A 21614-nucleotide genomic window follows, 5' to 3' on the forward strand; every position below is an offset into this window, starting at 1 on the left:
ATGGCCATCGCACCTGTACGATATCTGGTTGCTGTCACCGCGTGCGTAAGCGGCGTGGCCCATACTTATATGGCCGCTGAACGGCTGGAGAAACTCTGCCAGCAGGAGAAATGGAGCATCAAGATTGAAACTCAGGGCGCGTTGGGTACCGAAAATCGCCTGACGGAAGAGGATATTAACCGTGCTGATGCGGTGTTGCTCATTACCGATATTGAACTGGCAGGAGCAGAGCGATTTACGCAGAGCCGATACGTCCAGTCGGGCATTAGCGCATTTCTGCGTGAGCCGCAGCGGGTGATGAGCGCCGTGCGAAAGCTGCTTTCTGCACCACAGCACACACATCTTACTTTGGATTAGCTTTTATCTCCGTCAGTTGGCTGTGGTATTGCCGACGATATTCTGACGGCGAACGTTCGGTATTTTTGCGAAACAGGCGGCAGAAATAGTTGCTGTCAACAAACCCACAGGTGTGCGCCACTTCTTTGATCTTCAGTTCATAACCCTTCAGCAGCGTTTTCGCGTGTTCCAGTCGCGTGTGATTCAGGTATTCGTTAAACCCGATAGCGCCCGTTTTTTGAAACAGGTGGGAGAGGTAATTGGGTGAGATGTAAAACGCCTGCGCGACAGATTCTCGGGTGAGCGGCGAAGCGTAGCGTTCATCAATATAGTCGCGAATGGCTTCGAAAAGCGCCTGACTGCGTGATGCGGTCTGGATCTGGCTGCCCAGCAGATCGCGGCAGTGGCTCAGTAAGCTCGCAACGATTAGCCTGGCGGTTTGTTGCTCCTGCGGTTGCATCTGCATTTCATTGAGCGTTTGCAGCAGGAAAGAGCCAATTCGTGGCCCACGCCGCGCGACGTGCTGGCGGGTAAGATTATGATATTGCTTGCCGTCCCACTGGACGATGCTGAAACCAAGTTGCTGTTTGCCGAACAGAATGCTGAGCGTGGTGACCGGTGTGAGCCACTGCGGAAAGTTCCAGCTGCCAGCCGGAACGAATAGCACATCGCAAGGCAGTAACGTCGCGGATGCGCCAGTAACTCCGTTATCGATGAACTCACCTTCCAGCACAATTTCCAGCCGGGGAAAATCGACCTGATACGCCAGCTCCGGCGTTGAGCTACTGGCGCTGGCAAAATAAACCTGGCGCAGCGGCGTGGGGCCGTTAATCAGGCGGGAGAGAAGATGGCTGACGTCGTGATACATGTTAATCCCTTGCAGGCAGCAGACAGGGGAAACAGTAACCGCCATCATAAAAAAAGGCCACTCTTTAAGAGTGGCCGATACGAGTATTACTGATTACCGATTTGATCGCCGTACGGCAGGCTATCGTAATCAATCAGGGCATTCTTTTTGTACGGATTGCCAATCCAGCGGGTCGTCTCTTTGAACTGCGGGCTGGTAATGGATCGGGTCGGATCGAAACCGTCGTAGGTGAATCCCGCTAAATCAGACCAGGTGTGGATAAGCTCTGAACTGCTGTATTTACGATTCACATCCTGTGAGAAGTCACGCGGGTGTGCAGCCTGCCATTTTTCAGAGGTCCACAGCAGGAACGGTACCGTATACATATGGCGCGTCGGGTTGTCTTCATTACGACCCTGCGTTTTATGCGGTGGCGTATCGTATACCTCCTCCCCGTGATCGGAGAAGTAGAGCAGGAAGCCGTTCGGATCGGTCGCTTTATAGTCTTTGATCAGAGTGGCAATGATATGGTCATTGTAGACATTCGCGCTGTCGTAATCGTTGTATGCTTCCAGCTGATCATCATCCAGGCCGGGGGGAACGTTGTCGACATTGTTATCGAATTTACCCTGACCATCCGGATAGCGGAATTTGTACTTAATATGCGTACCCAGCAGGTGCACGATGATGAACTTTTTCGGTGCCGGGTCGGCCAGTACTTCTTTAAATGGCGCCAGCACATTGCTGTCATATTCGCGCGCACTTTGCGTACGCTGCTGATTCATATAGAACTGCTTATCCGTCTGCTTAGAGAACACGGTCAGCATGGTGTTGCGAGCCGTCATCGTCTGCTGATTGGTGATCCAGAAGGTTTTATAACCTGCCTGTTTCATCATATTCATCAGAGACGGTTGAGTCAGGTACAGGTCCGGATTCTTCTCGTTGGCGAAGGTCAGCGCCTGCTGCAGGATTTCAATGGTGTACGGACGTGACGTCACGACATTATTGAATACGGTGAAGTTAGGATCGGATTTATGCAATGCATCCAGTTCTGGCGTCGTTTCGCGCGGGTAACCATACAGGCTCATGCGACCACGCTGCGTTGACTCGCCAATGACCAGCACCAGCGTACGTGGGGCATCGCCGGAGTTATCTTTGAAGTTAGCCAGTGGCGGCAGGGCATTGTTCTCATTCAGCAGGCTATTGAGTGAGGTCAACTGCTGACGGTACTGATAATACCCGGAGATGAATTGCCACGGTGCGGCAGGCTCCATACGTGAGGCGAGACCATCCAACGTTTTTTCAAACGGCTTGTGTTTGATGAAAGTGTTAACGGCTATCGGATGCAGAATCAAACCGTACAACAACGCAAACGACACCAGATAGCGCCAGGGCGATGGAATATGAACAGGGCGCAGACGCGTCCACAGCAGAATAGCGATAGCTGTATAGGCCAGGGCGATAAGAACAATTTTTAGGCTGAAATACTGGCTGAGATATTCGCTGGCTTCGTTCGCATTGGTTTCAAACATCACATACAGAACGCTTTGCGAGAACTCTTGTCCGTAGATGACGTAATAGCTCAGAGCAGCCAGCGAGGCCGCCCATAGCACTACGCCAATGACGGCAGCAATAATACGGATACGGTTTGGAAATAAAAATACCGGGATCAACCACAGCGAACTGAATAGCAAGGAGTCGCGTAAACCTGTAGAACCGCTGTAGCCGCTAAAATAGATAACGCCCTGCAGTAATGAGGAAAAAAACCAAAAATAGAGGAGCGCCCAACCCAGGGCTTTCCAGCTAAATTTAGGTTTAGACTGGAGTTGTAAGGATTGCATAATGTGAGCCTGTCTTTAATCGTAGCGCCAAGAGTAGCGACTTAATATTAAGAGGAACTTAAGCATCAAGATCTTAGGATCGTGTTTTGCTGTTGATATATTCACAATGTGAATATATTCAGGCGGGAATATATTGAAAAAGAAGCGGTTATGACAGCAGTTTTTGTTGTCGCCTTCGTACAATAGCACGAAGGCGACGAGGGGGGACGTTAGCCTGTATTACGCATGCCGGCTGCGACACCAGCGATTGTCACCATCAGCGCTTGTTCAACGCGCGGATCCGGTGCATTGCCTTGCTCTTCCGCCAGGCGTGAGCGGTGTAACAGCTCAGCCTGTAAGACATTCAGCGGGTCAGTATAAATATTTCTTAACTGAATGGACTCGGCAATCCACGGCAGGTCGGCCATCAAATGTGAGTCGTTGGCAATCGCCAGCACGACATCGATATCGGCTTCCAGGCGCTGACGCAGCTCTTCACCCAGCGGCCACAGCTCTTTTTTGACCAGGCGCTGATCGTAGTATTCTGCCAGCCACAGGTCTGCTTTGGCGAAAACCATTTCCAGCATGCCAAGACGTGTGGAGAAGAATGGCCAGTCGCGGCACATTGCTTCGAGTTCGCTTTGCTTACCGTCTTCAACCACTTTTTGCAGTGCGGTGCCTGCACCCAGCCACGCCGGGAGCATCAGGCGGTTCTGCGTCCAGGCAAAAATCCACGGAATGGCGCGCAGAGACTCTACCCCGCCGGTTGGGCGACGTTTTGCCGGACGTGAGCCGAGCGGTAATTTACCCAGTTCCTGCTCTGGCGTTGCGGAGCGGAAGTAAGGGACGAAGTCTTTGTTTTCACGTACATATCCACGATAGAGCTCACAGGAAATATCGGAAAGCTCATCCATGATATGACGCCAGTTATCTTTCGGCTCTGGCGGCGGTAACAGGTTGGCCTCCAGAATTGCTGCGGTATACAGCGACAGGCTGCTGATGGTCACTTCCGGCAGGCCGTACTTAAAGCGGATCATCTCCCCTTGTTCTGTCACGCGCAGACCGCCTTTCAGGCTGCCTGGTGGTTGAGAAAGCAGCGCCGCATGCGCAGGCGCGCCGCCGCGACCAATGGAGCCACCGCGACCGTGGAACAGCGTCAGTTCGATACCGGCTTTTTCGCAGGTTTTGATCAACGCGTCCTGCGCCTGATATTGCGCCCAGGAGGCCGCCATCACGCCTGCATCTTTTGCGGAGTCAGAGTAGCCAATCATGACCATCTGTTTGCCCTGAATAAAGCCACGGTACCAGTCAATGTTCAGGAGCTGGGACATGACGTCATCGGCGTTGTTGAGGTCGTCCAGCGTTTCAAACAACGGGGCAACCGGCATAGCAAAACCGATACCGGCCTCTTTCAGCAGCAGATGTACGGCCAGTACATCCGATGGCGTTTTCGCCATTGAGATAACATAGGCGGCAATGGAGCCATACGGGGCTTCAGCAATGACCCGGCAGGTGTCGAGCACTTCGCGGGTGTCGTTGCTCGGCTCCCAGTTACGTGGGAGCAGCGGACGCTTGGAGTTCAGCTCGCGGATCAGGAAAGCCTGTTTATCCGCTTCCGACCAGTTTTCGTAGTCGCCAATGCCCAGATAACGGGTCAGTTCGCCAAGGGCTTCAGTGTGACGGGTGCTTTCCTGACGAATATCAATACGTACCAGCGGTACGCCGAAACATTTCACGCGGCGTAGGGTGTCGAGCAGTTCGCCATTGGCGATAATGCCCATGCCACAGGCCTGCAGAGACTGATAGCACGCATATAGCGGGTCCCAGAGTTGTTCGTTTTGGGTGAGAAGTCCCGCAGGTTTCGGTAATTTCTCGCCTTTCAGACGGGCTTCCAGCCAGGCCTGGGTTGCCATCAGACGTGAACGCAGGGTTTTCATCAGATAACGGTAAGGTTCTGCTGCGCCTTCTTCGCCCACCAGCGCCAACAGTTCCGGTGTGGCATCCACCATCGACAGCTCAGAAATCAGAAACTGAATGTCTTTCAGGAACAGATCGGTCGCTTTCCAGCGGCTGAGTAGCAGCACGTGACGGGTGATATCCGCCGTTACGTTCGGGTTGCCATCGCGGTCGCCGCCCATCCAGGAGGTAAAGCGAACCGGGACAAAATCAACGGGCAGCTTATAGCCCAGATGCTCTTCCAGTTGTTCGTTCAGCTCGCGCAGATAATTTGGTACGCCTTCCCACAGGCTATTTTCAACCACCGCGAAGCCCCATTTGGCTTCATCAACCGGGCTTGGGCGCAGCTTGCGGATTTCATCCGTATGCCAGGACTGGGCAATCAACTGGCGCAGACGGCGCATCAACTGATGGCGCTCGTAATCGACGAGGTCTTTGTTATCAAGTTGCTTGAGACAGGCGTTCACTTCACCCATTTTATGGATCAGCGTACGGCGGGTGATCTCGGTCGGGTGGGCGGTGAGAACCAGCTCCAGGGAGAGAGATTCGACGGCTTTTTTGATGGTGGCTTCATCGAGGTTGGGCTGCTCTTTCAGTTTACGCAGAGTGCGAGCAATCACTTCCGGGTTGCTGGCTGCTTCGCCTTTTGGCGAAATGCTGTGGTACTGCTCGGCGGTGTTGGCCAGGTTCAGAAACTGGCTAAACGCGCGGGCAACCGGCAGCAGCTCGTCGTTAGACAGGTTTTGCAGCGTAGTGAGCAGCTCCTGGCGATTGACTTCATTGCCGGCGCGGGATGATTTGGACAACTTACGGATTGTTTCTACGCGGTCAAGAATGTTCTCTCCCAGCGCATCCTTGATGGTCTCCCCCAGCACTTTGCCGAGCATACTGACATTACTACGCAACGCGGAATATTGTTCGTTCATATTAACCCAGACACCCCATCTTTAATTTATGCGTCCTGTATCTTTCGCGCGACATCGGCGTTGGCTGCGCTCGCCCACCCGTCACTTACTTATGTAAGCTCCAGGTATGAGCTCGCTTGCCGCCTTGCTGTGACACGAAATATCTCGGACTTTGTTTGTTAGCCGTCTTTTATAAAGCCACGTAAAAGTCGTGACGTCAATTGCTGCGAAATCGGTTCAGCAAACGAAAAAATGGCGGGAATTTACGTTATTTAATTCACATCGAATCAAATAAGCTTTGCTTATGGAAATGTTAATAAATTACCTCGCTTACCACTAAGGGTTAGCGAGGCGATAAGCGGTTAATGCCAGCAGAAATGATGCACAACCTGGGTGATCAATTCGCGGGTTGGCTTAATAAAACGAGTTTCCAGATACTCATCCGGCTGATGCGCCTGATTAATGGAGCCAGGCCCTAACACCAGCGTCGGGCAAAGCGTCTGGATAAACGGCGCTTCGGTGCAGTAGTTCACCACTTCTGTCTGTGCGCCCAGCAGTTTCTCAACCACTTGTACCAGTTGATGATCCGGTGGGCACTCATAGCCTGGAATTGGCGGATGCAGCTCCGACACCGTCAGGCGACCCGGCCAGCGCTCGCTGACCGGGGCCAGCGCGTCGTTAAGTAAGCCATTGAGATCGTTAAGCGTCATGCCGGGCAGTGGGCGAATATCCATATGCAGCTCGCAGCAGGCGCAGATTCGGTTGGCGGCGTCGCCGCCATGGATGTGACCCAAATTTAACGTCGGATACGGGACGGTAAAAGCATCATGGTGATAGCGCTCTTTCAGGTCATCGCGCAGATTCATGATATGGCCGATGGCATCATGCATCAGTTCAATGGCATTCACGCCACGAGCCGGATCGCTCGAGTGACCCGATTGTCCCAAAATGCGAATCGCATTAGAGATATGACCTTTGTGCGCGCGGACAGGTTGCAAAGAAGTGGGTTCGCCAATGATCGCGCAGTCCGGGCGTAAAGCGGTGGTTTCAGAGAAATAACGCGCTCCCGCCATGCTGGTCTCTTCATCGGCAGTGGCCAGAATGTACAGGGGCTTTTTCAGTTGAGTGACGTCGACGTCACGCAGCGCGTCGAGGATAAAGGCGAAGAAGCCTTTCATATCTGACGTACCCAAACCGTAGAGCTTATTGTCATGCTCGGTCAGGGTGAACGGATCGCGCGTCCAGCGTCCGTCGTCAAAGGGGACGGTATCGGTATGGCCCGCCAACAACAAACCACCGGCTCCCTGTCCAATGCTTGCCAGCATATTGAATTTATTGCGCGTGTCGGGAACCGGCTGGACCTCCACATTAAAGCCTAAATCTTTGAACCAGTCCGCCAGCAGAGTGATTAAACCTGCATTACTTTGGTCGAGCGCTTCTTCGGTGGCGCTAATCGACGGCATGGCAATCAGAGCGCGGTATATCTCGATAAATGGCGGTAAATTGTTTTTCATTGTTGACACACCTCGGGTCATGATAGTATCAATATTCATGCAGTATTTGTGAATAAAAATACATTAACGTTGAGCGTAATAAAACCCACCAAGTGTAAGGTGAGGTGATAAAGGCTTATATCTGGCAACAGAATCTAAGAAGGTGAGCAGCCCCGATGTTGAATACGCTGATTGTGGGCGCCAGTGGCTATGCCGGCGCAGAGCTTGTGACCTATGTAAATCGCCATCCTGATATGACCATAACCGCTTTGACCGTCTCAGCGCAAAGCAATGATGCAGGAAAATTAATCTCCAATTTGCATCCGCAGTTGAAAGGCATTGTCGATTTACCGTTACAGCCAATGTCAGATATCAGCGAGTTTAGCGCAGGGGTGGACGTTGTGTTCCTCGCAACGGCACATGAGGTGAGCCATGACCTGGCCCCGCAGTTTTTGCAAGCCGGATGCGTGGTGTTTGACCTCTCGGGCGCGTTTCGCGTAAACGACGGCGCGTTCTATGAAAAATATTACGGCTTTACCCATCAGCATCCCGACCTGCTGGAGCAGGCGGTTTATGGACTGGCGGAGTGGAGCGCAGACCAACTGAAAGACGCGAATCTGATTGCCGTGCCGGGTTGCTACCCGACGGCGGCGCAGCTGTCGCTGAAACCACTGATTGATGCCGGGCTGCTGGATCTCAGCCAGTGGCCGGTAATTAACGCCACCAGCGGCGTGAGCGGCGCGGGACGTAAGGCGGCTATTTCCAACAGCTTTTGTGAGGTGAGCCTGCAGCCGTATGGCGTGTTTACCCATCGCCATCAGCCGGAAATCGCTACTCACCTTGGTGCGGAGGTGATCTTCACCCCGCATCTGGGCAACTTCCCGCGCGGAATTCTGGAAACCATCACCTGCCGTTTGCAAGCGGGCGTAACCCATGCGCAAGTGGCTCAAACGTTGCAACAGGCGTATGGCGATAAGCCACTGGTGCGTCTGTATGACAAAGGCGTTCCGGCGCTGAAGAACGTGGTTGGCTTACCGTTCTGTGATATCGGGTTTGCCGTACAGGGTGAGCACCTGATCGTGGTGGCAACTGAAGACAACTTATTGAAAGGCGCGGCGGCACAGGCGATGCAGTGCGCAAATATTCGTTTTGGCTTTGCTGAAACGCAGTCTCTTATTTAAGGGTGCAACGATGAATCCATTAATTATCAAGCTGGGCGGCGTTTTACTGGATAGCGAAGAGGCGTTGGAGCGTCTGTTTACCGCACTGGTGAATTATCGTGAGTCGCATCAGCGACCGCTGGTCATTGTGCACGGTGGCGGCTGCGTGGTTGACGATCTGATGAAGCAGCTGAACCTGCCGGTGAAAAAGAAAAATGGTCTGCGCGTCACGCCAGCCGATCAAATTGACATTATTACCGGTGCCCTGGCGGGAACAGCGAATAAAACCTTACTGGCCTGGGCGAAAAAGCACCACATCGCATCCGTGGGTCTGTATCTTGGTGATGGCGATAGCGTAAAAGTGACGCCGCTCGATAAAGCGCTGGGTCATGTTGGACTGGCGCAGCCGGGTTCGCCTAAGCTGATTAACACACTGCTGGAAGGCGGTTTTCTGCCGGTAGTTAGCTCCATTGGTGTTACTGAAGACGGACTGCTGATGAACGTTAATGCCGATCAGGCGGCAACGGCGCTGGCGGCAACGTTGGGTGCGGATCTGATCCTGCTCTCTGACGTAAGCGGTATTCTGGATGGTAAAGGCCAGCGTATTGCCGAAATGACCGCCGCGAAAGCGGAACAACTGATTGAACAAGGTATTATTACTGACGGCATGATCGTGAAGGTCAATGCGGCGCTGGATGCCGCGCGCACGCTGGGTCGCCCTGTGGATATTGCCTCCTGGCGTCATGCCGAGCAACTGCCGGCGCTGTTTAACGGCATGCCAATTGGCACGCGGATTTTAGCGTAAACTATTTTGTACCCGATGGCGGTTATGCCTTATCGGGCCTACGTGAACCGAACCTGTACGCCGGATAAGCTAAGCGCCATCCGGCGTTGAAATTCAAGATATTAAGGAAGCAAGTTATGGCACTTTGGGGTGGGCGTTTTACACAGGCAGCAGATCAGCGGTTCAAACAGTTCAACGACTCGTTGCGTTTTGACTACCGCCTGGCAGAACAGGATATTGTCGGCTCTGTGGCCTGGTCTAAAGCGCTGGTAACGGTCGGCGTACTAACTGCCGATGAACAGCTGCAATTGGAAGAGGCGCTGAACACTCTGCTGGAAGAGGTTCGCGTTAATCCGCAGCAGATCCTGCAAAGCGATGCCGAAGATATTCATAGCTGGGTGGAAGGTAAGCTGATTGATAAAGTCGGCCAGCTTGGTAAAAAACTGCATACCGGACGTAGCCGTAATGACCAGGTCGCCACCGATCTTAAACTGTGGTGTAAAGACACGGTTATTGAATTACTGTCGGCCAACCGTCAGCTGCAAAGTGCGCTGGTGGTGACGGCAGAGAATAACCAGGACGCCGTCATGCCGGGTTACACCCACCTGCAACGTGCGCAGCCGGTGACGTTTGCTCATTGGTGTCTGGCCTATGTCGAAATGTTGGCGCGTGACGAGAGCCGTCTGCAGGATTCGCTCAAGCGTCTGGACGTCAGTCCACTGGGCTGCGGCGCGCTGGCGGGTACGGCGTATGAAATCGATCGCGAGCAGCTGGCCGGTTGGCTGGGCTTTGCCTCGGCGACGCGTAACAGTCTGGACAGTGTTTCTGACCGTGACCACGTGCTGGAGTTACTCTCCAACGCTTCTATCGGCATGGTGCACCTGTCGCGTTTTGCTGAAGACCTGATTTTCTTTAATACCGGCGAAGCGGGCTTTGTCGAGCTGTCCGATCGTGTAACTTCGGGTTCATCTCTGATGCCGCAGAAGAAAAACCCGGATGCGCTGGAGCTGATCCGTGGCAAATGCGGTCGCGTGCAGGGTGCGCTGACCGGCATGATGATGACCTTAAAAGGTCTCCCGTTGGCATACAATAAAGATATGCAGGAAGACAAAGAAGGGCTGTTCGATGCGCTCGACACCTGGCTGGACTGTCTGCATATGGCTGCGCTGGTGCTGGATGGCATTCAGGTGAAACGTCCTCGTTGTCAGGAAGCGGCGCAGCAGGGTTATGCTAACGCCACCGAGTTGGCGGATTATCTGGTAGCAAAAGGCGTCCCGTTCCGCGAAGCACACCATATTGTGGGTGAGACGGTGGTCGAGGCGATTCGTCAGGGCAAACCGCTGGAAGCGCTGTCGCTTGCTGACTTACAAAAGTTCAGTCAGGTGATTGGCGATGACGTTTATCCGATCCTCTCGTTGCAATCGTGCCTGGATAAACGTGCGGCGAAAGGCGGCGTGTCGCCACAGCAGGTGGCGCAGGCGATCGACTACGCGAAGGCGCGGCTGATTTAACGTCGGTAATAAAAGAGGCCATCCCGAAGGATGGCCTTGTTATGTTTCTATCCTGGATAGCAGTTTACGGACGATAAATCTCAAATTCCTGGGCGACGTTATTGTCGGTGCAGGTACTTAAGGTGACATAACCGTCGTTACCCACCGTCATACAACGTTGCGTGCCTTCCTTCTGTGAGACGAACTTGTTGTTTTGCCAGGTCCATGTCTGATTTTTGTTGGTATCAGTCGGGGTGTGGCAGGTGTAAGAAATAATATTTCTGCCTTCAACATTATAACCGTTTTGAATATCCAGGCAGCTCTGGCTATTGCCAATTACCAGACGTTCACGGGCATCAAATTTAAAGGTCTGGTTGTTGGAGCCGGAGCAAGCATAGGTGAACAAACGATCGCCATTCCGGATTTGACCGTTTTTGACATCCAGGCAGAGGTTGTTTTTCCGTGATTTATAAACACCGGTGACGACCTCTTTTTCATCTGCGTGAGTAAACGGCGCAAATACCTGGCTGTATGCGTACATCGGTGCCTGCTGTGCGGTCATACCGCTGTGCTCCGGGCTGACCTGCTTCGCCACGCCCGGCTGATCGCGTGCCATTGACCACGCGCCAATCATGCCGAGGTTGCGTTTTTTCGCGTCGTCCATCACCAGTTTCGCATCGGACAGATAGAACACTTCGCCCTGTACATCGTTGTAACCGATCATCGGGGTGGTGCCCATCATGGCGTTGATCTCTTTGTCAGATTTCTCTGGCCAGATTTTTTTCAACTGGGTGAACATGTTGTCGATGGCGGACGTGGCGCATTTACCGTGGATGTTCTGCCCTTCGGTACCGTCTGACTGGCAGACGGCATTACCGTAGTCCATGGTCATTACGTTAATACCAGCCAGCTCAACGCCGACATGGCGCGCATTTTCCAGCACATACAGACCTTCAGCCGTCAGACCGGTCGGCAGAATTGGCAGGGTGTACCAGATACCGACTTTGCGACCTTCCTCTTTCCACTGAGCCTGAACCTCTTTTACTGCCTGGTTGCGGCGATCGATGGAATCCTGATCGGCCACCCATGTGCCTTCGATGTCAAAATCCAGCACGTTCAGGTTCAGGTTATCAACAATGTCGTAGTAGAGTTTTTGCAGATCTTTCACATTCTTACAGGCAGCCGCCAGCGGGGAGTTATTTGCTCCGCCAATGGAAACCATCACATCGCCACCGGCTTCACGCAGCGCTTTTATTTTGCTGTACTGTGAGTAATCCTGCAGATTATAGGCCGTACCCCAGGTTGGGATGCACTGCTCGCCACTTTTCGCGACGACAAACGCCATGGTGAAGTGGGTAATGTTTTGCTCTTTCGCCAGTTTCGCCAGATCCGGAATGCTGTTCAGGCTAAAGTCGACGTATGGTGCATAAACGTGGGCAGGCCATGGATTCTTCGGCGTCCCTACGCGTTCTTTGGTGCCAGCCCAGTTGGTATAAATCGCCCATGGGTTTTTATCATACGGCATAACGCCTTTGACTTTCGTCTGGGCGACATAAGGCGTTCCTTTATACACCGCCAGTTTGCCAGGTTCGTAAAGCGCAATGGAGTTGATCTGTGGGGCATTATTAAATTGTTCCTGGGTGAATTCGACCGTTGGACCTAATGGTTTCCACGGACGGCCATTGGTGCCGGTCGGATTCTGGTTACCTGCAATAGAAGGGTTATCGCCAACGGTATAGTACAGTGCTTCATAAGACTGTCCGTCAACTTTGACCTCATCCCCTTTGTTGTAAACCTGGCTGGAACGCCAGTCGGATACTGGCGTATAGAGTTTCCACGGATTGTCGGCACCTGGGGTGAAGGAATAAGCCGGAATGGGCCTGGACGCTTCATATGTCACATCCTTATAAGCGACAATATCATCTTTGGCATAATCTTTTTCTGCGCTGAATGCGTCGTGGGCAACAGGCGTGGCGCTCCCGGATTCACAAGTGGTTGGGTTGCCATATTGATCGATTTCCGCTTTTGTGGCATCGCGCACATAACTCCACGGATTATCCCAGTTTTCAGCTGACGCGCCCTGTGGGCAATTATCGGCATTTACATACCAGCGGTTACTATAAACTTTACTGTCAAAAATAACTTCAATGGTGTTTCCACCTGCCTGACCGCTCCAGGCTTCCAGAGCGAATGCGTTTGCGGCGCACGACATCAGACCTGCCGCGAGAAAATATCGCGAAATAGTATTGAGTTTCATAAAAGATTCCATTCGATAAATATTAGAAAAATATGGGTGAATGTACTCTAAATAATTAGAGTGGCGAAGAAACGAGTGTTCTTGCGATTTGCCATATATTGAATATCGCGCGGTTATTATTTATGAACCTGATAGGGCGTCAAATATATAAATGATACAAAATGTTTTTGATTATTTTAATTTAATATGATTTTAATTTAAATAATCGAATGGAAATATCTAATTTATATTTTGTATATATTTTTTTGAATGTATTCGCGCGGGCGCAAAAAAAATGCGGACTCAAGGTCCGCAAAAGTTCACGTTGGCTTTAGTTATTTCGAGTATGAGAGAAACTCTCAAAACGGACAGTAGCTTCAAGGGTTAAAGGGTTAAAGGGGTACCGTTCCGTTTCTGTGGTGCATTATTAAACAGAAAGCTTGATAGGGATAATCGTTCGTTGCTATTCTACCTATCGCTACGAACTATCGTGGCGATGGAGGATGAATAATGAATATTCGTGATCTTGAATACCTGGTGGCGCTAGCCGAACATCGTCACTTCCGACGAGCGGCAGACTCCTGTCACGTTAGTCAGCCAACGCTGAGCGGACAGATCCGCAAGCTGGAAGATGAGCTTGGCGTCATGCTGCTGGAGCGTACGAGTCGCAAAGTGCTGTTCACTCAGGCAGGTTTACTGCTGGTGGATCAGGCGCGCACCGTGCTGCGCGAGGTCAAAGTGCTCAAGGAGATGGCAAGCCAACAAGGCGAGACAATGTCTGGACCGCTGCATATTGGTTTGATCCCAACGGTGGGGCCATACCTGCTGCCGCATATTATTCCTATGTTGCACCAGACCTTCCCAAAACTGGAAATGTATCTCCATGAGGCGCAGACGCATCAGCTGTTGGCGCAACTGGATAGCGGTAAGCTCGACTGCGTCATTCTGGCGCTGGTGAAAGAGAGTGAGGCGTTCATCGAAGTACCGTTATTTGATGAGCCTATGCTGCTGGCGATCTATGAAGATCACCCATGGGCAAACCGCGACTGTGTGCCGATGTCCGATCTGGCGGGTGAGAAACTGCTGATGCTAGAGGATGGCCACTGCCTGCGCGATCAGGCGATGGGCTTCTGCTTTGAAGCGGGTGCTGATGAGGATACCCATTTCCGGGCGACCAGTCTGGAAACGCTGCGTAACATGGTGGCGGCAGGTAGCGGTATTACCTTACTGCCCGCGCTGGCCGTGCCGCCGGAGCGTAAGCGTGATGGCGTTGTCTATTTGCCCTGCATCAAGCCAGAACCGCGCCGTACGATTGGCCTGGTGTATCGTCCAGGTTCGCCGCTGCGCAGCCGTTATGAACAGCTGGCAGAGGCCATCCGTGGGTCAATGGATGGCCATTTCGACAGTGCGTTAAAACAGGCGGTTTAAGCCATTTAGCGCTGCTACCCGATAGGCTTCCGCCATGGTTGGGTAGTTAAAGGTGGTGTTAACGAAGTATTCGATGGTGTTACCACCACCTTTTTGCTCCATTATCGCCTGACCGATGTGAATAATTTCGGCCGCGCGTTCCCCAAAGCAGTGGATCCCCAGAATCTCTTTCGTTTCGCGATGGAACAGGATCTTCAGCGTTCCGACACTCATACCCACGATTTGCGCACGTGCCAGATGTTTAAACTGGGCGCGGCCAACCTCGTATGGAACTTTCATGGCCGTGAGCTGCTGCTCGGTTTTACCGACGGAGCTGATTTCCGGAATGGTATAAATCCCGGTCGGGATATCTTCGATCAGATGCGCGGTAGCTTCGCCTTTTACCAATGCCTGGGCGGCAATGCGTCCCTGATCGTAGGCCGCCGATGCCAGACTCGGATAGCCGATCACATCTCCTACGGCATACACGTGCGGCAGCGCCGTCTGGTACATGCTGTTGACCTTCAACTGTCCGCGGCTGTCGGTTTTTAGCCCAATATTTTCCAGCGCCAGCGAATCGGTATTACCGGTACGGCCATTGGCGTACAACAGGCAGTCGGCTTTCAGTTTCTTACCGGATTTCAGATGCATGATGACGCCGTCATCGCAACCTTCAATCTTCTCGTACTCTTCGTTGTGGCGAATGACCACTCCGCTGTTCCAGAAGTGGTAAGAGAGCGAGTCGGACATCTCTTGATCGAGGAACGCAAGCAGGCGATCGCGAGTGTTGATTAAATCGACTTTGACGTCCATTCCACGGAAGATCGACGCATATTCGCAGCCAATTACTCCCGCGCCATAAATCAAAACATGGCGGGGTTCATGGTGCAGGCTCAGGATAGAGTCGCTGTCATAAACCCGGGGATGGGAAAAGTCGACATCTACCGGATGATAGGGGCGTGAACCACAGGCGATGATGAACTTATCCGCGGTCAGCGTTTCCACCGTGCCGTCGTGGCATTCAAGGGCGAGTGTGTGTTCATCAACAAAACGGGCATTTCCCTGCAAAATTTCACAGTGGTTGCGCTCGTAAAATCCTTGCCGCATACGCGTTTGCTGATTAATAACGTTATCAGCGTGGTTGAGAATATCGGCGAAAGAAGAACGAAGGAGTCGGGAGTGGTCGCTGTAAAGTGGGTTCTGATTGAATTCAATAATACGGCTGACGGCGTGGCGGAGGGCTTTCGACGGGATGGTCCCCCAGTGGGTACAGCCTCCGCCGACGTTATGATAGCGCTCAATCACCGCGACGCGCGCTCCTTGCTTAACCAGACCCATTGCAGCGCCTTCGCCGCCGGGACCGGAACCTATTACTATTGCATCGTAATCGTAGGAATGTGACATGGTCAGGCTTACCTGTTCTTATACATAAAAGCAACAGAATAGTAACATCGTTGTCAGGATAACCCAATTATCGTTGTGCTTTTTTGCGAACTCGAAGCACAAACTGCGCGTAAACAATCATTCACAAAGCCATGCCAACCGCCTAATCTCTGGTATAGTGCCAGCAAGGTATGTGGAAGGATTCAGACATCGTGATGGGCGTTAGAGCGCAACAAAAAGAAAAAACCCGGCGTTCGCTGGTAGAAGCCGCATTTAGTCAACTCAGCGCTGAGCGTAGTTTTGCCAGCCTCAGTTTACGCGAAGTCGCTCGTGAAGCGGGCATTGCGCCAACCTCGTTTTATCGCCATTTCCGCGATGTGGATGAACTCGGCCTGACGATGGTGGATGAGAGTGGTTTGATGCTGCGTCAGTTGATGCGTCAGGCGCGTCAGCGTATCGCGAAGGGCGGGAGTGTGATCCGCACCTCGGTCTCAACATTTATGGAGTTCATCGGCAACAATCCCAACGCCTTCCGTTTATTATTGCGCGAGCGTTCGGGAACCTCCGCGGCGTTTCGCGCAGCGGTCGCTCGTGAAATTCAGCACTTCATTGCGGAGCTTGCGGACTATCTCGAACTCGAAAACCATATGCCTCGTGCGTTTACTGAAGCGCAGGCCGAAGCCATGGTCACCATTGTGTTCAGCGCCGGGGCAGAAGCACTGGATGTTGGCGCCGAGCAGCGTCGACAGCTGGAAGAACGGCTGGTATTGCAACTGCGCATGATCGCGAAGGGCGCATTTTATTGGTACCGCCGTGAACAAGAGAAGATGACGCATCACTCCGAGTAACGAGAAGGACGAGCAATGAAACAGTCAGGTCAAGATAAAGGTACGCTGCTGCTGGCGCTGGTTGCTGGCTTATCGATCAATGGCACATTTGCGGCGCTGTTTAGCTCCATTGTGCCATTCTCAGTATTCCCAATTATTTCGCTGGTGCTGACGGTTTATTGTCTGCATCAACGCTATCAAAATCGTACGATGCCTGTGGGGTTACCGGGCCTGGCCGCCGCCTGTTTTATTCTCGGCGTTCTGTTGTACAGCACTGTGGTGCGCGCTGAATATCCGGATATTGGCTCAAACTTCTTCCCAGCGGTTCTGTCTGTGATTCTGGTGTTCTGGATCGGCTTTAAAGTGCGTAACCGTAGACAGGAAATCGTGGAGTAATATTTGTAGGCCGGGCAAGCGAAGCGCCCCCGGCCAGGACATCATTTACTTGGCGGTCAGTAATACTCCGCACTCCATATGGTGCGTATACGGGAACTGATCGAACAGAGCCAGGCGTGAAACATTGTGCGTCTGGCTTAACGTTTCCAGGTTCTTACACAATGTCTCCGGGTTACAGGAGATGTACAGAATTCGCGGGTACGCCTGCACCATTTTCTCTGTTTCGCTGTCCAGACCGCTGCGCGGTGGGTCAACGAAAATGGTTTCACACTGGTAACTCTTCAGATCGATTCCCTGCAAACGGTTGAACTCGCGAACCCCGTTCATCGCCTGAGTAAACTCTTCGGCCGCCATGCGGATAATTTGTACGTTATCAATATGGTTAGCCGCAATGTTGTATTGCGCAGCAGCCACGGACGGTTTAGCGATTTCAGTGGCCAGCACGCGGTTGAAGTTTTGTGCGAGGGCTAACGAGAAATTGCCATTGCCGCAGTACAGCTCAAGCAGGTCGCCTTTTGATCCCCTGGTGACATCAATCGCCCATTCCAGCATCTGAATATTCATGGCGGCATTCGGCTGGGTGAAGCTGTTCTCAACCTGGCGGTAGATAATCTCTTTACCCGCAACCGGCAAGCGTTCGTCAATGTAATCCTGGTCCAGCTCGATTTTGGTTTTGGTTGCCCGGCCAATCAGATGCACGTTCAGGTTTTGCGCCCGTAACGCATCCCGCAGCGCTTCAGCTTCCTGACGCCATTCATCATCCAGCTTTTTATGGTACAGCATCGATACCACCGCCTGATCGCTCAGGGTAGTGAGGTAATCAATCTGGAACAGTTTGTGGCGCAGGACGTGGTTGTTGCGAACACCGTCGATCATTGCCGTCATCAGCGTGTTGATAAGCTCGCTGGCCGCCGGGAAACTGTCGACGCGGATACGGCTTTTGGTCTGGCTGTCGAACATGATGTGGTACAGATCATCCCCGTCATGCCACAGACGAAATTCCGCGCGCATACGGTAGTGGCTGACCGGCGAGCGAAACACTTCCGGAGCCTGTGCATAAAATGGCGTCATTAAGCTCTGCAGACGCACTACTTTTTCAGCTAACTGGGCGTCGTACTGTTCTGTCGGAAGGTGTTCGGGGGTCATGATGCGTCCTGAAAAATAAAAGTACGCGGGGATTGTAGGGATTGCTCAACAGATGTCCAGTCATTGATGATTTCCGATATTGTGATGCGCGGTCTGGACACCAGGTTGTAACAAACTGTAGCATCCGTTTTCCGGTCCTGTGAGTTAAAAGGGAATCCAGTGTGAATCTGGAGCTGACGCGCAGCGGTAAGGAAGGTAGGGGATGAGCGCACCTGGTGCAGACACTGCGGCTTGCCGTGGGAAGTCATCATCTCTTTAAGTTGCCTCCAAGCCCGAAGACCTGCCGGCTAACGTCGCATCTGGTTTTCATCATCGCGTACTATCGGTGGGACCTGCGGCATCCTTCTTATATTGTGGATGCTTTACAATGATTAAAAAAGCTTCGCTGCTGACGGCGCTCTCCGTCACGGCATTTTCTGGTTGGGCACAGGATTCAGGCCCGGATACCCTTGTCGTTACCGCTAACCGTTTTCAACAACCTCGTAGCGCTGTACTTGCCCCTATCACCGTTGTTACGCGTCAGGATATCGATCGCTGGCAATCCACTTCCGTCAATGATGTGCTTCGTCGCCTGCCGGGCGTGGATATCGCCCAATACGGTGGTATGGGACAAAATTCGTCTATTTCTATTCGCGGCACCAACGCCAGCCATGTGCTGGTGTTGATTGACGGCGTGCGTCTGAACCTGGCAGGGGTTAGCGGCGCAGCCGATCTTAGCCAGTTCCCAGTCTCGTTAGTGCAACGTATCGAATACATTCGTGGGCCGCGTTCGGCGGTTTATGGTTCTGATGCGATTGGCGGTGTGGTGAATATCATTACCACGCGTGAAAAGCCGGGGACGGAACTCACTGCCGGTGTGGGGAGCAATGGGTATCAGAATTATGATGTCTCAACCCAACAACAGCTTGGCGAAAATACGCGCGTCACATTAATGGGCGATTATGCCTATACCAAAGGTTTTGATGTTGTCGCATACGGTAGCACTGGCTCTCAGGCTCAGCCTGACAAAGACGGTTTCTTAAGTAAGACGCTATATGGCGCGCTGGAACATAACTTTTCCAATACATGGAGCGGGTTTGTTCGCGGCTACGGCTATGATAACCGAACAGATTATGACGCGAATTATTATCCGGGGACACCGTTAGTGGATACCCGTCAGCTCTATAGCCAAAGCTGGGATGCCGGGCTGCGCTTTAATGGCGAGCTTATCCAGTCGCAACTGGTTTCCAGCTATAGCCATAGTAAAGATTACAACTATGATCCGGATTATGGCCGCTATGACTCCTCGGCCACACTGGATGATATGAAGCAATATAATGTTCAGTGGTCCAACAGTATGGTGCTTGGTCACGGTAACGTAGGCGCAGGTGTTGACTGGCAAAAGCAAACCACGACGCCTGGCACCGGGTATGTCACGGACGGTTACGATCAGCGTAATACGGGTCTCTACCTGACCGGGTTGCAACAACTGGGCGACTTTACCTTTGAAGGTGCGGCGCGCAGTGATGATAACTCCGAATTTGGTCGTCATGGCACATGGCAAACCAGTGCCGGATGGGAGTTTTTTGAAGGCTATCGTTTTATTGCGTCCTACGGTACATCTTACAAAGCGCCTAATCTGGGACAACTTTATGGAATGTTCGGGAATTCCAACCTAGATCCTGAAGAGAGCAAACAGTGGGAAGGGGCATTTGAAGGGCTAACGGCGGATGTGAATTGGCGTTTGTCAGGGTATCGCAACGATATTGATGACATGATCGATTACAACCCCCACACCAAAAAATACTATAACGAAGGCAAGGTACGTATTAAAGGTGTTGAGGTTACTGCGAATTTCGATACCGGGCCGTTAGTACACACTCTGAGCTACGATTACGTTGATGCACGTAATGCGATTACCGATAAACCGCTCGCTCGTCGTTCAAAGCAGCAGGTGAAGTATCAACTTGACTGGCAAGTTGATGATTTTGACTGGGGTTTAACGTATCAGTATTTAGGAACACGATACGACAAGGATTTCGTCACCAATCAGCCGGTAAAAATGGGTGGGGTTAGCCTGTGGGATCTTGGCGTGTCATATCCAATCACCTCACAGCTGACAGTTCGTGGTAAAATCGCCAACCTGTTCGATAAAGATTACGAGACAGTTTATGGCTACGCAACTGCAGGACGGGAATACACCTTGTCTGGCAGCTACACTTTCTGATCCGCGCCCCACTGTGCTGGTGTTTGATTCCGGCGTCGGTGGGTTGTCGGTCTATGACGAGATCCGGCGTCTTCTGCCGGATCTCCACTATATATACGCTTTCGACAACGTCGCCTTTCCTTATGGAGAGAAGAGCGAGGAGTTTATCGTCGAACGTGTTGTTGAGATTGTGACTGCGGTCCAGCAGCGCTATCCCCTCTCTCTTGCGGTCATCGCGTGTAATACAGCAAGCACGGTATCGCTCCCTGCATTACGTGAGAAATTTGCCTTTCCGGTTGTGGGCGTGGTGCCTGCTATTAAACCGGCGGCGCGACTCACGGCGAATGGTGTGGTGGGACTGCTGGCTACGCGTGCAACGGTGAAGCGTTCATATACCCATGAGTTGATTGCACGGTTTGCTAACGAATGTCAGATAGCGATGCTGGGTTCCGCTGAACTGGTGGAACTGGCGGAAGCGAAGCTGCACGGTGAAACCGTTTCTCTGGAAGAACTGCGTCGTGTCCTGCGCCCTTGGCTGCGGATGTCGGAACCACCTGACACGGTGGTGCTCGGATGCACCCATTTCCCTCTATTACGGGAAGAACTTTTACAGGTCCTGCCTGAGGGGACGCGGCTGGTGGATTCTGGTGCCGCGATTGCGCGTCGTACGGCCTGGTTATTAGAACATGAAGCGCCAGACGCGAAATCAACTGATGAGAATGTCGCATTCTGCATGGCAATGACGGCAGAAGCCGAACAATTATTGCCCGTGCTGCAGCGTTATGGCTTTAAGACGCTCGAAAAACTGGCTGTTTAGGCTGTTTTGGTGGAAAAGTAGGCACTCGGAAGATTATTTTAAATTTCCCCTTGTCAGCCTGAAATAACTCCCTATAATGCGCCTCCACTGACACGGAACAACGGATTACAAACCGCCGGGTCAGCGGGGTTCCACTGAGAATCTCGCAGAGAAAAGCAAAAATAAATGCTTGACTCTGAATGAGGAAAACGTAATATACGGGACCTCGCGACAGAGCGCTAAAGTGCGTCGCAACTGCTCTTTAACAATTTATCAGACAATCTGTGTGGGCACTCGAAGATACGGATTCTTAACGTCGTAAGACGAAAAATGAATACCAAGTCTCTGAGTGAACACGTAATTCATTACGAAGTTTAATTCACGAGCATCAAACTTAAATTGAAGAGTTTGATCATGGCTCAGATTGAACGCTGGCGGCAGGCCTAA

General features: G+C 52.2%; 16 protein-coding genes and 1 riboswitch. Of the genes, 9 read left to right on the forward strand and 7 right to left on the reverse strand.

The annotated features are described in order from the left end of the window. Positions 1 to 357, forward strand: coding sequence for a PTS fructose-like transporter subunit IIB (locus tag BZK42_RS20080; protein WP_016155282.1), 357 nt, complete (start codon positions 1 to 3; stop codon positions 355 to 357). On the opposite strand, the gene BZK42_RS20085 is transcribed toward BZK42_RS20080, so the two are convergent. From BZK42_RS20085 to argE, 4 genes are all read right to left on the reverse strand, one after another. After that, positions 344 to 1204, reverse strand: a complete 861-nt coding sequence (locus BZK42_RS20085; protein ID WP_032932217.1) for a helix-turn-helix transcriptional regulator — start codon at positions 1202 to 1204, stop codon at positions 344 to 346. The genes BZK42_RS20080 and BZK42_RS20085 overlap by 14 nt on opposite strands. 86 nt (positions 1205 to 1290) lie before the next feature. Next, entirely contained in the window at positions 1291 to 3024 is a 1734-nt protein-coding gene (locus BZK42_RS20090; protein WP_080859914.1) for a phosphoethanolamine transferase CptA, read from the reverse strand. Positions 3025 to 3233: 209 nt separating this feature from the next. Next, positions 3234 to 5885 carry a phosphoenolpyruvate carboxylase gene (gene ppc, locus BZK42_RS20095; protein WP_016157932.1) on the reverse strand — a complete coding sequence of 884 codons (2652 nt, stop codon included), beginning with the start codon at positions 5883 to 5885 and terminating at the stop codon, positions 3234 to 3236. A 341-nt stretch (positions 5886 to 6226) separates the two neighbouring features. Continuing rightward, positions 6227 to 7378 (reverse strand): acetylornithine deacetylase, encoded by a 1152-nt coding sequence (gene argE, locus BZK42_RS20100; RefSeq protein ID WP_080859915.1) that lies wholly within the window; start codon positions 7376 to 7378, stop codon positions 6227 to 6229. A 155-nt stretch (positions 7379 to 7533) separates the two neighbouring features. On the opposite strand from argE, the gene argC reads away from it, so the two are divergent. From argC to argH, 3 genes are all read left to right on the forward strand, one after another. After that, entirely contained in the window at positions 7534 to 8538 is a 1005-nt protein-coding gene (gene argC / locus BZK42_RS20105) for an N-acetyl-gamma-glutamyl-phosphate reductase (RefSeq protein WP_080859917.1), read from the forward strand. Between the two features lie 10 nt (positions 8539 to 8548). Continuing rightward, positions 8549 to 9322, forward strand: a complete 774-nt coding sequence (gene argB, locus BZK42_RS20110) for an acetylglutamate kinase (protein ID WP_016155288.1) — start codon at positions 8549 to 8551, stop codon at positions 9320 to 9322. 116 nt (positions 9323 to 9438) lie between these two features. Beyond that, positions 9439 to 10812, forward strand: coding sequence for an argininosuccinate lyase (argH, locus tag BZK42_RS20115; RefSeq protein WP_046276416.1), 1374 nt, complete (start codon positions 9439 to 9441; stop codon positions 10810 to 10812). A 64-nt stretch (positions 10813 to 10876) separates the two neighbouring features. On the opposite strand, the gene BZK42_RS20120 is transcribed toward argH, so the two are convergent. Beyond that, complete coding sequence (locus BZK42_RS20120; protein ID WP_080859920.1) at positions 10877 to 13048, reverse strand: ricin-type beta-trefoil lectin domain protein; 2172 nt, start codon at positions 13046 to 13048, stop codon at positions 10877 to 10879. 489 nt (positions 13049 to 13537) lie between these two features. Between BZK42_RS20120 and oxyR the strand changes: the two genes are divergently transcribed. Continuing rightward, complete coding sequence (gene oxyR, locus BZK42_RS20130; protein ID WP_003028858.1) at positions 13538 to 14455, forward strand: DNA-binding transcriptional regulator OxyR; 918 nt, start codon at positions 13538 to 13540, stop codon at positions 14453 to 14455. Here the strand turns inward: oxyR and sthA are convergent. After that, a complete protein-coding gene (gene sthA, locus BZK42_RS20135) occupies positions 14438 to 15838 on the reverse strand; it encodes a Si-specific NAD(P)(+) transhydrogenase (RefSeq protein ID WP_016155291.1) in 1401 nt (466 codons plus the stop codon). The two genes, oxyR and sthA, sit on opposite strands and share 18 nt — an antisense overlap. Before the next feature lie 191 nt (positions 15839 to 16029). Between sthA and fabR the strand changes: the two genes are divergently transcribed. Both fabR and BZK42_RS20145 read left to right on the forward strand, forming a co-directional pair. Next, a complete protein-coding gene (fabR, locus tag BZK42_RS20140) occupies positions 16030 to 16665 on the forward strand; it encodes an HTH-type transcriptional repressor FabR (RefSeq protein WP_003028862.1) in 636 nt (211 codons plus the stop codon). A gap of 15 nt (positions 16666 to 16680) precedes the next feature. Next, positions 16681 to 17040, forward strand: coding sequence for a YijD family membrane protein (locus BZK42_RS20145; protein WP_016155292.1), 360 nt, complete (start codon positions 16681 to 16683; stop codon positions 17038 to 17040). Between the two features lie 45 nt (positions 17041 to 17085). On the opposite strand, the gene trmA is transcribed toward BZK42_RS20145, so the two are convergent. Next, entirely contained in the window at positions 17086 to 18186 is a 1101-nt protein-coding gene (gene trmA / locus BZK42_RS20150; protein WP_019077891.1) for a tRNA (uridine(54)-C5)-methyltransferase TrmA, read from the reverse strand. 115 nt (positions 18187 to 18301) lie between these two features. Then, positions 18302 to 18488: riboswitch (cobalamin riboswitch) on the forward strand. 65 nt (positions 18489 to 18553) lie between these two features. Between trmA and btuB the strand changes: the two genes are divergently transcribed. Together btuB and murI are read left to right on the forward strand one after the other, a co-directional pair. Continuing rightward, entirely contained in the window at positions 18554 to 20392 is a 1839-nt protein-coding gene (gene btuB / locus BZK42_RS20155; protein ID WP_080859921.1) for a TonB-dependent vitamin B12 receptor BtuB, read from the forward strand. Continuing rightward, the gene (murI, locus tag BZK42_RS20160; RefSeq protein ID WP_016157938.1) at positions 20337 to 21188 is read left to right on the forward strand and encodes a glutamate racemase; all 852 of its coding nucleotides are present in this window, start codon (positions 20337 to 20339) and stop codon (positions 21186 to 21188) included. Before btuB ends, murI begins: the two co-directional genes overlap by 56 nt. Positions 21189 to 21614 lie beyond the last annotated feature (426 nt).

Source organism: Citrobacter braakii (assembly GCF_002075345.1).
In the GTDB taxonomy this organism is placed as follows: Bacteria; Pseudomonadota; Gammaproteobacteria; order Enterobacterales; family Enterobacteriaceae; genus Citrobacter; species Citrobacter braakii.

Bases quoted from the DNA above. Each gene is read 5' to 3' on its own strand.
- trmA (WP_019077891.1), bottom strand. From the start codon at position 18,186: ATGACCCCCGAACACCTTCCGACAGAACAGTACGACGCCCAGTTAGCT.
- argH (WP_046276416.1), top strand. From the start codon at position 9,439: ATGGCACTTTGGGGTGGGCGTTTTACACAGGCAGCAGATCAGCGGTTC.
- BZK42_RS20090 (WP_080859914.1), bottom strand. From the start codon at position 3,024: ATGCAATCCTTACAACTCCAGTCTAAACCTAAATTTAGCTGGAAAGCC.
- argC (WP_080859917.1), top strand. From the start codon at position 7,534: ATGTTGAATACGCTGATTGTGGGCGCCAGTGGCTATGCCGGCGCAGAG.
- sthA (WP_016155291.1), bottom strand. From the start codon at position 15,838: ATGTCACATTCCTACGATTACGATGCAATAGTAATAGGTTCCGGTCCC.
- oxyR (WP_003028858.1), top strand. From the start codon at position 13,538: ATGAATATTCGTGATCTTGAATACCTGGTGGCGCTAGCCGAACATCGT.
- BZK42_RS20145 (WP_016155292.1), top strand. From the start codon at position 16,681: ATGAAACAGTCAGGTCAAGATAAAGGTACGCTGCTGCTGGCGCTGGTT.
- argE (WP_080859915.1), bottom strand. From the start codon at position 7,378: ATGAAAAACAATTTACCGCCATTTATCGAGATATACCGCGCTCTGATT.
- btuB (WP_080859921.1), top strand. From the start codon at position 18,554: ATGATTAAAAAAGCTTCGCTGCTGACGGCGCTCTCCGTCACGGCATTT.
- BZK42_RS20080 (WP_016155282.1), top strand. From the start codon at position 1: ATGGCCATCGCACCTGTACGATATCTGGTTGCTGTCACCGCGTGCGTA.
- murI (WP_016157938.1), top strand. From the start codon at position 20,337: ATGGCTACGCAACTGCAGGACGGGAATACACCTTGTCTGGCAGCTACA.
- argB (WP_016155288.1), top strand. From the start codon at position 8,549: ATGAATCCATTAATTATCAAGCTGGGCGGCGTTTTACTGGATAGCGAA.
- ppc (WP_016157932.1), bottom strand. From the start codon at position 5,885: ATGAACGAACAATATTCCGCGTTGCGTAGTAATGTCAGTATGCTCGGC.
- BZK42_RS20120 (WP_080859920.1), bottom strand. From the start codon at position 13,048: ATGAAACTCAATACTATTTCGCGATATTTTCTCGCGGCAGGTCTGATG.
- BZK42_RS20085 (WP_032932217.1), bottom strand. From the start codon at position 1,204: ATGTATCACGACGTCAGCCATCTTCTCTCCCGCCTGATTAACGGCCCC.